Annotated in this window: 7 protein-coding genes and 6 pseudogenes; 4 read left to right on the top strand and 9 right to left on the bottom strand. The window is 71.9% G+C overall.

Annotated elements, in window-relative coordinates:
- Positions 1 to 245: 245 nt before the first annotated feature.
- Both UG55_RS32430 and UG55_RS04550 read right to left on the bottom strand, forming a co-directional pair.
- Positions 246 to 950 (bottom strand): annotated as a pseudogene (locus UG55_RS32430) (hypothetical protein); the annotation flags it as partial.
- An 89-nt stretch (positions 951 to 1,039) separates the two neighbouring features.
- Complete coding sequence (locus tag UG55_RS04550; protein WP_066063253.1) at positions 1,040 to 2,644, bottom strand: glycosyltransferase family 2 protein; 1,605 nt, start codon at positions 2,642 to 2,644, stop codon at positions 1,040 to 1,042.
- Positions 2,645 to 3,052: 408 nt separating this feature from the next.
- Here UG55_RS04550 and UG55_RS04545 point away from each other — a divergent pair, with 408 nt between their 5' ends.
- Both UG55_RS04545 and UG55_RS04540 read left to right on the top strand, forming a co-directional pair.
- Positions 3,053 to 3,421 carry a DUF5999 family protein gene (locus UG55_RS04545; protein WP_066063250.1) on the top strand — a complete coding sequence of 123 codons (369 nt, stop codon included), beginning with the start codon at positions 3,053 to 3,055 and terminating at the stop codon, positions 3,419 to 3,421.
- A gap of 226 nt (positions 3,422 to 3,647) precedes the next feature.
- Positions 3,648 to 5,141, top strand: a complete 1,494-nt coding sequence (locus tag UG55_RS04540) for a bifunctional phosphatase PAP2/diacylglycerol kinase family protein (RefSeq protein WP_066063247.1) — start codon at positions 3,648 to 3,650, stop codon at positions 5,139 to 5,141.
- Positions 5,142 to 5,231: 90 nt separating this feature from the next.
- On the opposite strand, the pseudogene UG55_RS32425 reads toward UG55_RS04540, so the two are convergent.
- The 6 genes and pseudogenes from UG55_RS32425 to UG55_RS32400 all read right to left on the bottom strand — a co-directional run.
- Positions 5,232 to 5,512: pseudogene (locus UG55_RS32425) on the bottom strand (hypothetical protein); the annotation flags it as partial.
- A gap of 1 nt (position 5,513) precedes the next feature.
- The coding region (locus UG55_RS04535) for a hypothetical protein (protein WP_242423729.1) at positions 5,514 to 6,068 on the bottom strand (555 nt) is incomplete at its 3' end.
- A gap of 661 nt (positions 6,069 to 6,729) precedes the next feature.
- Positions 6,730 to 7,541 (bottom strand): annotated as a pseudogene (locus UG55_RS32420) (transketolase-like TK C-terminal-containing protein); the annotation flags it as partial.
- A gap of 22 nt (positions 7,542 to 7,563) precedes the next feature.
- A pseudogene (locus tag UG55_RS32410) lies at positions 7,564 to 7,792 on the bottom strand (hypothetical protein); the annotation flags it as partial.
- A 1-nt stretch (position 7,793) separates the two neighbouring features.
- Positions 7,794 to 8,723, bottom strand: a pseudogene (locus tag UG55_RS32405) (pyruvate dehydrogenase (acetyl-transferring), homodimeric type); the annotation flags it as partial.
- A 1-nt stretch (position 8,724) separates the two neighbouring features.
- Positions 8,725 to 9,543 (bottom strand): annotated as a pseudogene (locus UG55_RS32400) (pyruvate dehydrogenase (acetyl-transferring), homodimeric type); the annotation flags it as partial.
- A 604-nt stretch (positions 9,544 to 10,147) separates the two neighbouring features.
- On the opposite strand from UG55_RS32400, the gene UG55_RS04525 reads away from it, so the two are divergent.
- Positions 10,148 to 10,537 carry a secondary thiamine-phosphate synthase enzyme YjbQ gene (locus UG55_RS04525; protein WP_066063238.1) on the top strand — a complete coding sequence of 130 codons (390 nt, stop codon included), beginning with the start codon at positions 10,148 to 10,150 and terminating at the stop codon, positions 10,535 to 10,537.
- A 379-nt stretch (positions 10,538 to 10,916) separates the two neighbouring features.
- A complete protein-coding gene (locus tag UG55_RS04520) occupies positions 10,917 to 11,354 on the top strand; it encodes a DUF3052 domain-containing protein (RefSeq protein ID WP_006543704.1) in 438 nt (145 codons plus the stop codon).
- A gap of 429 nt (positions 11,355 to 11,783) precedes the next feature.
- Here UG55_RS04520 and UG55_RS04515 read toward each other — a convergent pair whose 3' ends face one another.
- Positions 11,784 to 12,449: a DUF4234 domain-containing protein gene (locus UG55_RS04515; RefSeq protein WP_242423727.1), complete on the bottom strand. Its 666-nt coding sequence runs from the start codon at positions 12,447 to 12,449 to the stop codon at positions 11,784 to 11,786.
- Positions 12,450 to 12,874 lie beyond the last annotated feature (425 nt).

The raw sequence follows: 12,874 nt of genomic DNA, 5'->3' as shown, positions 1-12,874 counted from the left end.
ACCACCCGCAGCGGGCCGAGGCGCCGCAGCAGGACGTAGCCCAGAGCCAGCAGGCCGATCGCCACGCCGATCGTGCGCACGAGGCCGGACGCGCCCAGCAGCAGGCCGGCGGCCGCGAGTGCCCACACGGACGGGCGGTGCGACCACATGAGAGCGATGACGGCGGTGACGAGCAGGACCGCGAAAAGCGTCTCGGCCATCACGAAGTGCTCGATGACCACCTGGTAGGCGTCGAGCAGCAGCGNGGCCGCGGCGAGCGCGGCGAGCGGCGCGGCGACCCCGCGGTGGACGAGGAACGCGTACAGGGCGATCGCCAGCCCGACCCCCAGCACGTGCTGGACCGTGGGGACGATCCACAGATCGGCGCCGGTTTCCACCAGGACCCGCAGGAAGGCCGGGTAGCCCGCGGGCCGCATCGGGTCGGGTTCTGACAGCCGGGACAGCCGGATGTAGGCATACGAGTCGCCGTTGAACTCGAACGCGGGCCGGTAGCCGATGACCGCGCCGAGGCGCAGCACGACGCCGGTGAGAAGGAGGATTCCGAACACGGAATGTCGCCGCAGGAAGGACGACAATCCGCCTCCGGAGCGGGCGTCGGGCTGCTGCCGCGCTCCGGCCCGGCCCGACTGCCCGGTCGGGTGCGGGCTTGGCGCCGCCCCGGTCCGGGAGGCCCCCGGCTCCGCCGCGCCCCCGTCCGGTGCGCCCCGCTCCGCGGTGCCCGGGTCGGCCGCGCCCGGACGGGTCGTGCTCGGCCTGGATGGCTCTGGGCGGAGCAGGACCGGTTCGAGGTCCCGTTCGGGTCCGGGCTGGCGCGCGCTGGCGAGGCTCACGGGGACGACGTTCGCATGGCCGCCCCGCCGGTCGCCCCGCGCCCCGTAGCCACCGGAAGCCTCCGGGGCGTCGAGTGAGCCGGGGGCCTCGGCCTGTCCTGGTGCCTTCACAGCAACCATGGTCCACGATCGATCCGAGAATTTGTCTGAATGGTCCCCTTTGGGCCCCCGATTGTGTGGGTGGATCACAGTTATCTCGATCCGAGTTGTCAGTACTGCCGGGCGGGAATTCCCGCGTGGGCGCCGGGCGGGCTGGCTGCCGCCGCCGGATCCCGACCCGGATCCGGGCCCCGGCCACCGAGGCCCTCGTCCCGAACCGGCGGGTCTGGCACCGCCGCCGCCCCCGGCCGGGGGGTGTCCGCCGGGCCGCCGGCGGAGGACGGCCCGGCGGCTACCGCCAGCTCACCCGGCTCCGGTGGGGACGTCGCGGCCACCGTGGGGGAGGCCCACCCGGCACGGCCGTGGCCGCCACTCGGCCCGGCGGTCACCAGCCGCAGGAAGAACGAGCCGAAGGCGGTCTGCGCCCCGAGGACCATCAGGGACATCGCCAGCAGGGCTGGTCGCAGCTCGTTGAGTGGACCCATCGAGTTCGCCAGCCACCGGGCGAGAACGACGCCGTCGATCGCGAGGCCGGCCGCGAAGAGGACCCCGCCGGCCGCCAGGCCGCGTTCGAGGGTGAAGTGCCGGTGGATCGACGTCAGCGGCCAGCGGCGGCGCTCATGCCACCCGGCCGCGTGGTTGTGCACGTCGGCGAAGACACCGAGCAGCACAAGTTGCCAGCCGAGGATGGTGAACAACGCGAACAGGACGGAGAAGTGCAGGTCCAGCCGGTGGAATCCGAGGTCGAGGGCACCGGGCAGCAGCGCCAGCTGCCCCACCGTGCCCAGCCCCAGCAGCACGAGCCCCGGCAGCACGAAGAGGTGGCGTGGGGCGAGCAGGAGCATGAACCGCAGGTGGCGCCAGCCGTCGCGGAGCGAGTGGAGCTTGGAGGCGCCGACCCGGGGGTGGTAGGTGATCGGCACCTCCTCCATGCGCAGCTCCGCCCGCCCGGCCGCGATGACCAGCTCGGAGGCCAGCTCCATGCCCTCGCAGCGCAGTCGCATGCGCCGGTACGCGTCCTTGGTGAACGCCCGCATCCCGGAGTGGGCGTCTGAGGAGCGGACGTCGAACAGGCGGTTGAGGATGCCGGTGAGGACCGGATTGCCGACGTACCGGTGCAGCCACGGCATCGCCCCGGGCAGGATCTCCCCGGCGAACCGCGAGCCGAGCACGTAGTCGGCCCGGCCGGCGCGCAGCGGGGCGAGCAGGGCACCGAGATCGGCGAAGTCATAGGTGTCGTCCGCGTCGCCCATGACGAGGAAGCGACCCCTCGCGGCCGCGAATCCCGCGAGGTAGGCGTTGCCGTAGCCACGCCGCGCCTCGGCGACGACGCGCGCACCGGCCGCGGTGGCCACCGTCGCGGACCCGTCGGTCGAACCGTTGTCGACCACCACGACCTCGCCGTCGACGCCGGCCGCCGCGAGGCCCTCGAGTGCCTTGCGGACGCAGACACCGACGGACTCCGCCTCGTTGAGGCAGGGCATGACGACCGACACCTCGGGACCGTCGGCAGAGTCGCGTTCCGGCCTGCCCAGGTCGGCTGCCTGCGTCGCTGGGCCTGCCTGTGTTGCTGGGCCTGTCTGCGTCGCTGGGCCTGCCTGTGTTGCTGGGCCTGTCTGTGTTGCCGGGCCTGTCTCCGCCGCCAGGCCCGGCAGGAGGAACGGGCGGGCCGCTCCGGGTGACGAACCTCCGGTGGTACGCGAGTTGTTCACCATGCGTGACCCCCCACAGGCCTGGAGCAAACGTGGCGCCGGCTGGACCTGCTGGCCCGCCCGTCGAGCGGACCGACCGCGGCGAGCCGGCCGCACCGGGTCACGCGATCGACCGTGGCGGCTGGCGGGAGCAGGAGGCCCTTTCGGCGGAGACGGCGTTCGGCTGGCGTGGCGCTGGACGGCCGCACGGACCAATCCTCGGAGCCCGGGGCGCCCAGCGCTTGGCGTCGGGCTGCAATCTACCGATTTGCAGGCCTGCTGAGCGATCACCGGGAGAGGCGGCCACGCGGAGATACACCCTGGTGCACCAGGGGACCCCAGCGGGACCCGGGTGTGCGTGTACGACGTGACACGCCGGTGGGCGCACAGGCGCCCCCGTGTGACGTGCCTAACGGAGAGGCGTAACCTCTGGTGCTCGTGCACCAAGGAAGTGTTTTCGACCAGGCCTCGGCGACGCCGGCGCCAGCGCCGGACGGTGAACCGTCCGGCGATCCCTCCTCCGCACCCGCCCCGTCTGCTGTCATCGGGCGCCGGTGCCCCCACAATCCGCCGTGCCCCGCCGCGGACAGCGCCGACCACGACGCGGCGGTTGTCACCAGCCGGCACTGCGACCAGGGCTGGAGTCTGCTGTGCAACGGGGTGATCCTCTTCGAGGACACCGGGGAGATCCTCCCCACCGGCCGCACGGTGGAGCCGCGCCGTCCGCTCCCCAGAGCGGGCTGCGTTCCCCGTCCGCCGATGCCGCGCCGCGCGGCGAACGCCGCGCCGACCCCGGTCTGACCCGCCTGGGCTCGTTCGCCCCGGATGAGCCGCTTACCGCGGTTCGTATGGGGCGAACGGGTACGGTTCCGGCGTGACGTCCACGCGGCGAACTCCGCGACCTCGCCCTCGTGACCGGGACCAACGCGGCGGCGGCCCACTCTCCGGGGGCCGCGCTTCGGGGAGTCGTGCGTCCGGGAGGCGTGCGTCCGCGTTCGGCGGCCGTGCCGAACTGGCGCGCCTGCTGGTGCGGCACGACGTCGCGATCGGCCGGCGCCTCCTGCGGACCGGTACGGCGCTCGACCGGGCGCTGTTCTCCTCGATCGCCGGCGCCCGGCCGCTGGTCGACCCGCTGCTGCCGCGGCTGTCGCACGCCGCCGACCACGGGATGCTCTGGTGGGGTGTGGCGGGCGCGCTCGGCGCGACCAAGGGCCGCCGCCGCCCCGCGGCACTGCGCGGTCTGCTGGCACTGGGGGTGGCCAGCGCGGCCGCCAACGGTCCCGCGAAGCTGCTGTTCCGCCGTGACCGCCCACCTACCCACGGCATCCCGCCGCTGCGCCGACTCAGCCGTGATCTGACGACCTTCTCCTTTCCGTCCGGGCACTCGGCATCCGCCGCGGCGTTCGCGACCGGCGTGGCTCTTGACGCGCCGGGCGCCGCGGTGCCCGTCGCGGTACTGGCCTCGGCGGTCGCCTTCTCCCGGGTCTACGTCGGCGCCCACTACCCCGGCGACGTGCTGGCGGGTGTCGCGCTGGGTGTCGGCGCGGGGTTGCTGACCACGAAGGTGATGCCGCGGCGGCCCTGGACGCCGGCCCGCGCCCGCCCCGCATCCGCCTGGGCGCCGGCGCTGCCGGACGGGACCGGCCTCGGCGTGGTGGTCAACGCCCGCGCCGGCGCCGGCCACCACGCGGATCTGGTCGGTGCCCTGCGGGCTCACCTGCCGGGTGCGCGGATCGTCGAGGTCGAGCCGGAGCAGGACCTCGGCGCGGCCATCGACCGCATGGCCCAGCACAGCCGAGTACTCGGCATCGCGGGTGGTGACGGAACGGTGAACACCGCGGCCGCGGCGGCGCTCGCGCGGGGCCTCCCGCTCGCGGTCTTCCCCGCCGGCACCCTGAACCACTTCGCCGCGGACGTCGGCCTGAGCGGGCCAGGAGACACGATCAAAGCGTTGCGGGACGGATCGGCCGTGGCGGTGGATGTCGGCCAGGTGGACGGTACCGGCGCGGCCGGAACCCGGTTCGGCCGGATCTTCCTGAACACGGCCAGTCTCGGCGGCTACCCCGACATGGTCCGTGTCCGGGAGCGTTTCGAGCGCCGCATCGGCAAGTGGCCGGCGATGCTGCTCGCGCTGAGCTGGGTGCTGTGGAACGAGCCACCGTTCGAGGTGGAGGTCGACGGCGAGAACCGCCGGGTGTGGTTGATCTTCGTCGGCAACGGTCGCTACCTGCCCGACGGCTTCGCGCCGACCTACCGGACGCGGCTGGACGAGAGTCTGCTCGACCTGCGGGTCGTCGACGCGTCCGCGCCGCTGGCCCGGCTGAGACTGGTCGGTGCCGTGCTGACCGGACGCCTCGGTCGCTCCCGGGTCTACGAGCAGCGCACGGTGGAGCGGGTGCGGATCTCGTCCAGGCAGTCGGCGCCGTTGCCGTTCGCCAGCGACGGCGAGGTGAGCGAGGGGGTCCGGCGGATCGCGATCACCACCAGCGGCGCCCGCCTGGTCGTCTACCGTCCCGCCTGACGCCTGGCGGTCCGGCCGGCGGCTGGCCGTCCGACGGGCGGTTTGGGGGAGCGGCCGTCCGCGCGCCGCTCCCCGGGAAGCCGGGCGGGATCAGCCGCCCGCCGCGCTCTGCAGCGGGATCAGTGCCCGCAGCGGTGTGGTGAGCGTCTCGAAGGTCTGGGGCTCCAGGAGGTCCTCGACGAGCAGCGCGCAGGCCAGGTCGGCGCACAGTTCCATCACCCGCTCGTCGGACGAGTCGGGCGCGGTGGCGAGGCGGCGGCAGGCCGGGCAGAGCCGCCAGAACCCCTCGGCGGCGCTGCGGCGGACCAACGTCCACACCCGCCGCCGCCCGGTCAGCACGGCGCTGTCGAACGCCCGCTCCATCGCGACCTNGTGGGCGTCGTCGTCCCGGGTCAGCACCGTGGTCAGCAGGCCGTCGAAGACCTCGAGGCTGGCCGGGTCGTGGCAGCGGCGGGCCAGTCTCGGCAGGGTCGCGAGCACCCGTTTCACGTCGGCGGCGGCCGGCCCGAGGTCCGGCTCGTGGGAACGGACCCTCGGGTAGACGGAGCGCCACGGGCGAAGCAGCGCCGTGTACTCGGAGCGGCTCAGGATCGGCTTGGCGTAGGCGCCCGCGAGGGCGTCCCGCATCGCCCGCAGCGCGGTGGCGGTGATCGCCGGATCCAGGGTGACGAAGTCCGCGCCGGTGAGATCGTCCGCATAGATGGCGGAGAGCGCGTCGAAGGCGGCGAGAACCTCGACGATCAGCGGGGACTCGGGCGCGAGTGCCTTGTCGCGCGCGGAGGCGAGCTGCCCGGAGTTCCGCCACAACGCGGCCAGCGAGACCAGCTCGCTGTCGGTCGTGTGCACAAGCTGCGCCAGTATGCCGAGAATCCCGCGGAGGTTCGGGTGCTCCTCCAGCCGGTCGATGCGGCGAGCCCGGAGGATCATGCCTGCCGGCCCGGCTGGCGGGTGGCCGCCTGTTGGGCGGCCGGACCGGTGGTCCTCGGGACACGCGTCACGTGCTCCTCCTCGATCTCGTGGCCAGCGGGCCGCGACGTGCCCCACCTCGGGTCAGGCCGCGCGGTGCGCGGGACGTGGGGGCACCGCACGCCGGCCGGTCACCCGGGCACTGGGGGCCGGGGCCCCGGTGCGACGGGCCAGGCGTCGCGGGGAGCTCCCCGCGGCGGATCGCGGTCCGCCGGCCCGCGCGTGACTGNCGCGCGTGGCCGTTGGCCGTAGATGTCACTCCCGAGACAATAGTGTCGCCGGTGACGATCAGGAACCGATTGACGGTGACTGTTTGTCACGAGGAGCGTTGGGCTGGTGGCATCGGTGGAGCACAGATGCTAACCGGTGCGCGGCTGGAGCACGGTGAACGCGGAGAGTTGCGACTGCGTTTGATTACACTGCGTGGCTTCTGGTGTGACCTGTGTCGTCACGCAGTGTCGTAGGAGGCTCGGCTCGCCACCCCCGGTTCACGGATCCCGGGTTGCCGGGCCGGTGAGCCGGGGGTGTGTGCGAACCGGTGCCGGGCGGTTGCTCCCGGATGTCATCCGGAACGCCCACCCGGCGCCGCCGAGGGCTGCCGGGTGGGCGGTGTTCGGTGCCGTCAGCCGGAGACGGCGGGCTCGTCCGCCTCGACGGCCGCGCCGAGAGTGACCTCACCCACGCCGTCCTTGCGTAGCCCATACCGGCGAATGGCGTCGTCCACGGTGGCCTGCTCGACCTCGCCGGTCCGGGCGAGTGCCTCGAGTGTCGCGACGACCACCGACTCGGCGTCCACGTTGAAGTGACGACGCAGCGCGGCCCGGGTGTCGGAACGGCCGAACCCGTCGGTGCCCAACGAGGTGTAGGGCTGCGGGACCCACCGCGAGATCTGGTCGGGCACCGCACGCATCCAGTCGGACACCGCGACGGCCGGGCCGGGTGCCCCGTCGAGGATCTGAGTGACATATGGCACGGCGGTGGGCTTCTCCGGGTGGAGCAGGTTGTGCCGCTCGCACACGAGCGCCTCCCGGCGAAGCTCGTTCCACGACGTGACCGACCAGACGTCGGCCGCGACGCCGTAGTCGGCGGCCAGCATCTCCTGGGCGGCCAGCGCCCACCGCATGCCGGTTCCGCTGGCGAGGATCTGCGCCCGCGGCGTTGCGGAGCTGCCGGGCGCCTCCGTGGCCCCGTCGCCGCCGGTGAGGTCGTCGGCGGTGCGGAAGCGGTACATCCCGGCGAGCACCTGCGCCGGGTCGAGCCCGGTCGGCTCCGCGGGCTGCGGAACGGGCTCGTTGTAGACGGTCAGGTAGTAGAAGACGCTCTCGTTCCGCTCGCCGTACATCCGGTCCAGTGCGTCCCGGACGATGTGCGAGATCTCGAACGCGAACGCCGGGTCGTAGGAGACGCAGGCCGGGTTGGTGGAGGCCAGCAGCANGGAGTGCCCGTCCTGGTGCTNCAGACCCTCTCCGTTGAGGGTGGTGCGGCCCGCGGTGGCGCCGAGCAGGAAGCCCCGGCCCAGCTGGTCGCCCAGGGCCCACATCTGGTCACCGGTTCGCTGGAACCCGAACATCGAGTAGAAGACATAGACCGGGATCATGTGCTGGCCGTGAGTCGCGTAGGCGGTCGCCGCGGCGATCACCGAGCCCATGGACCCGGCCTCGCTGATGCCCTCGTGCAGCATCTGGNCGCTCTCGGACTCCCGGTAGGACAGCAGCAGCTCGCGGTCGACAGCCTCGTAGCGCTGCCCGTGCGGCGAGTAGATCTTCGCGGTGGGGAACATCGCGTCCATCCCGAACGTGCGCGCCTCGTCCGGGATGACGGGCACGAAGCGGGCGCCCATCTCCTTCGTCTTGATCAGGTCCTTGAGCAACCGGACGAAGGCCATCGTCGTCGCCACCGGCTGCTTGCCCGAACCGCGCCGCAGCTCGTCGAAGATCGACTTGGGCGGCTGCGGGAGCGGGTGGGCGCGCACGACCCGGCGGGGAATCGACCCGCCGAGCGCCGCCCGGCGCTCCCGCATGTACTGGATCTCCTCGGAGTCCGCGCTCGGGCGGTAGTACGGCGGCAGGTGCCCGTCGAGAGCCGAGTCCGGGATCTCCAGGTAGAGCCGGTCGCGCAGCTCCTTCAGCTCCGACTTGGAGAGCTTCTTCATCTGGTGTGTGGCGTTGCGGCCCTCGAAGTCCTTGCCCAGGGTCCAGCCCTTGATCGTGTGGGCGAGGATCACGGTGGGCTGGCCGGTGTGCTCGGTGGCCGCCTTGTAGGCCGCGTAGAGCTTGCGGTAGTCGTGGCCGCCGCGGGAGAGCTTGCGCAGGTCGTCGTCGGAATGGCCGGCGACCATTCGGCGGAGCCTGGCGTCCGCGCCGAAGAAGTGCTCCCGGATGTAGTCTCCTGCCGACGTCGAGTACGTCTGGAACTGGCCGTCGGGCGTCGTGTTCATCCGGTGCACGAGGACGCCGTCGGTGTCCTGGGCGAGCAGCGGGTCCCAGTCACGGCCCCAGACGACCTTGATGACGTTCCAGCCGGCGCCGCGGAACAGCGACTCCAGCTCCTGCATGATCTTCCCGTTGCCGCGCACCGGGCCGTCGAGGCGCTGCAGGTTGCAGTTCACGACGAAGANGAGGTTGTCGAGCTCCTCGCGGGCGGCGACACCGAGTGCGCCGATCGACTCGGGCTCGTCCATCTCGCCGTCACCGAGGAATGCCCACACCTTGCTGCGGGACGTGTCCTTGATCTGGCGGTTCAGCAGGTACCGGTTGAACCGGGCCTGGTAGATGGCGTCGATCGGGCCGAGGCCCATCGAGACCGTCGGAAACTCCCAGAATTCCGGCATCAGGCGCGGGTGTGGGTAGGAGGAAAGCCCACCCGGCTCACCTTCCCGGCGGAACGCGTCCAGCTGCGCCTCGGTGAGGCGGCCCTCCAGGAAAGCGCGCGCGTAGATGCCGGGGGAGGCATGGCCCTGGATGAAGATCTGGTCGCCGGAGTCGCTGCCGGGGGAGGACGTCAGATGGTCCTTGCCGCGGAAGAAGTGGTTGAACCCGACCTCGTAGAGGCTGGCGCTCGACGCATATGTCGCGATATGCCCGCCGACATTGTACTCGGGGCGGTTGGCGCGGCTCACCATGATGGCGGCGTTCCACCGGATGTAGGCGCGGATCCGCCGTTCCACGTGCTCGTTGCCCGGGAACCAGGGCTCCCGCTCGGGCGGGATGGTGTTGATGAAGTCCGTACTGGTCAGGCCTGGTACGCCTACGGCCTTCTCCCGCGCTCGTTCGAGGAGTTTGAGCATGAGGAACCGTGCTCGGCCCCGCCCGGACTCCTCGATGACGGCATCGAGTGACTCGAGCCATTCGCTGGTTTCGGACGGATCGATGTCCGGCAACTGGCTCGGGAGCCCGTCGGTGATCACCGAGAACTTCCGTGTTGTGTCCTGCGCCACGCCCAACTCCTGCTCTCCGTAGCTCCTGTGCCGATGCCCTCTCACTATCGTGCTCCGTCTCGACACGGCCGTCACGCACGCCCTGCCTACCGAGCGGTAACAAAACTGGATCGGCGAGCCCCGATTACACCTGACCGGTCTTGGCCTTATGACCATCTGTCAATGGTCGACGACCGCTTGTGTTGGTTGGTATAGGGAAGGTCGACCATGGTCGCGGGGGCGAAGTGGCGGGCGGATCTCCGGTCGCGCACCCGGTGCGCCGCGCACGGCAGCGGCGCCGGCGGCGGATGGAAGATCGTGCGGGAAGCGCGGGACGGCGTGACAGATCCAACCGGTCGGACCACTGACCGGATCACGTCCTGGCGGTGCGGCCGAACACCCGTCTACCGGGACACTGGAAGTTCCGTGGCTTGCCGTTGGCCCGCCTCGGCCCGCCTCGGCGCGGGGCGGGTAAGGGCGGACGCCTGGCGGCCGCGTGACAGGGCCTGGAGGGCCGTCCTGGGCGGCGGCACGGGGCGTGGGTGCGGGCAGGCGGCCGCGGGGAACGGACAGTACGAAGTGGCCGGCGGGGAGAAGAGGGGCGTTCGCGGTGGAGACGAGAACAATGACGGTGCACACCGGCCGTCAGGAGCGGGTCGTCGACCTCACCGACCGGGCGGCGGAATTCGTCGCCGGCCGGGGTGACGGGCTGCTGTCCGTCTTCGTTCCGCACGCGACGGCCGGGGTGGCGATTCTGGAGCTCGGCTCCGGCAGCGACGAGGACCTGCTCACCGCGCTGGCGGCCCTGCTGCCGGCGGACGACCGCTGGCGGCACGCCCACGGCTCCCGCGGCCACGGCCGCTCACACGTGATGCCCGCCATCGTTCCACCGTCACTGACAGTTCCCGTCCTCGACGGCCGGCTCGCGCTGGGCACCTGGCAGTCCGTCGCGCTCGTCGACCTGAATGTGGACAACCCCGACCGGACTGTCCGGTTCTCCTTCCTCCCAGGCTGACCGCCTCCGGCCACGGCCGGCCCGGCGCCGTCCGCCGCCGGGCCGCCGGGGCGGGAACCATTCCGACCACACGAGACGTCACACATCACATACCCGCAGGTTGGGACGACGGTGACATCTCGTCGGTTCGTTTGCCGCGACGGGTTGACGCGGCGGCCGAAGGGTAGCGAGATTGTGTCAGCGGAGATCGTTGTGGAACGGCCGGCATCCCCCTGCTTGTCCACAACCCCCGGCGTGGCACTTGCGCAGCCACCGGATGGTCCGGTGGACTAGGCCCACGGCGGGTCGCGCGAGCGAATCGTCGCCGACCGGTCCGCCCACGACCGGGGCGCCTCGCCACAGCGGAGCGTCGTGTTACACGAGCAGGAGGTATCGGAGGGTGAGTCCGACCGCGGCGAACGCCGAGGGTCAGCGCCGTGCGGAACGTCTGGGAGTCGCGGCCGGCACATTGGTCCAGTCGCTCAACGAGGACGACGACATCGCCCAGGACCTGCTTGACGCAGTCACCACGGCGAGTGGCACCGAGCTCGTGCCGGAGGACTCCGACGACGTGGTCGACGTCGTCCTCCTGTGGTGGCGTGAGGACGACGGCGATCTCGCCAACGCCCTCATCGACGCGCGCAGGCAGTTGTCCGAGGAGGGCGTGATCTGGCTGCTCACCCCCAAGGCGGGCCGCGAAGGCCACGTGGAGCCCAGCGACGTCCTCGACGCCGTGCCGACAGCGGGCCTCGTCCAGACCAGCACCGTCAGCGTCGCGGCCGAATGGGCCGGGATGCGGCTGGCGGCGCCCAAGTCCCAGCGGGTCCGCCACCGCTGACCAATCCCTGCCCAGGCGTGAGCCGGGTTGGCGGCCACCGCGTCGCCAGCCCTCGCCTGCGGCAGATCCTCCGGGGCGGGCGCAGCCCGGCCGGCGGTGGTTTCAGGCCGCCCGGCTGGGTGTCGTCCGCACCTGGCGACTTGTGCCCGCGGGGAACAGCCGTCCCCGCCTCGTCCCCGGATGAAGTGCGGCGGGCGGCTGCTGGCCGTTCGGGCGGTCGCTGGCGCGCGGCCGGTGGCCTTCGGTGCTTCGGGAAGATCCCGATGCACTGAAGGCCTCGAAGTGCGCTGAATGCCTCGAAGTGCGCTGAAGGCAGGGAAGCAGGCCGCGAAGCGCTCAGGCCGGGAGCCCCCGAAGCGCCGAAGTCCCGGCCGAACGGCTCGGGAGCAACGGCGCTCGGAAGCAACCGCTCAGAATCGAAGCAACCGCTCAGAAGCTCAGCGGGACCTGCTGACCTTCGACCGCTCCCGGGTAGCGACTCCAGATCTTGTTGATCTCGAACTGGAGGTAGAGGGCCCCGCCGCCGACGAGCCACAGCACGAAGGCGAGTCCCGGGCTGAGTTCCGGAAGCCCGGCGGCGCGCTGGGCGTCGCGGGTGCGGGTCCCCAGCCGCCAGGTCGCCACGAACGGCGGAACGATCAGTACCCAGCCGACCAGAAAGGCCAGCACCGACAACGTCGGATTGACCTTGATCCGCGGGTTGTAGCCGGAGAGTTCCTTGTTGGTCTTGTACACCCAGACAAAGCTGTAGATGCCCAGGGTGATGATCGGCAGACCCAGCCACACCGCGAACGGGTTGCGGCGCTTGCCGAGAATTCCGGCGCCGACCGGCGGCGCACCGGCGGGCGGCGGGCCGTACCCCGGCGGGACGGGATAGGTCTGGTTGCCCGGGTACGGCTGCGGCGGGTACGGGTTCGCCCCGTACGCCCCGGGAGCGTTCTGCTGCCCGGGTGCTCCGGGGTGTCCCTGCGCGGCACCGGGGACGGGCCCGTAGGGGCCGCCTGGCCCCTGCGGCGGGCCCCCGGGGCCTCCATGGCTACCTGTTCCCCAGCCGGGCGGGCTGGACGGCGGCATCTGATCGGTCAAGGTGGTCACGACCTCCCTGCTGTCGGTCCCGCGGGCGCCCGATGCGCCACTGTGACACCGGCTGGAAGCGCGTCTCGCGCCAGTAGCCTTCTGTTGTCCGGCGCGATTGTTCATCGTGGCCGTCGACCGGTCAGACTAGGGCACCCGAGTCTCAGAAACCCGTTCCCGCGCCTTTCTGTGGGATCGTTGACCGGAAATGTGCTTTCCGTATCGGGGTCGACACTCCCCGGAATCGGTTGGGTCGCTCGGCCGCCGCTGTTCTGGGCCGCCTGCCCTGGATCCCACCCGGACGGCATCAGCCGAGGTCAAGCCGTACAGGCGGGTACGGGCGGGTGCACGCCGGCGCAGGCGGGTGTACCGCCGGTGCGTGTCGGGTCGACGTGGTCGCGACTGTGGTCTCAGGAGCCGCGGGCGCCCGCGGGCGGCGGTCCGAC

This window comes from Frankia sp. EI5c (genome assembly GCF_001636565.1).
Taxonomy (GTDB): Bacteria; Actinomycetota; Actinomycetes; order Frankiales; family Frankiaceae; genus Parafrankia.
Note: the sequence above shows the minus strand (reverse complement) of the source record. Positions and strands in the feature narration are given on the sequence as shown.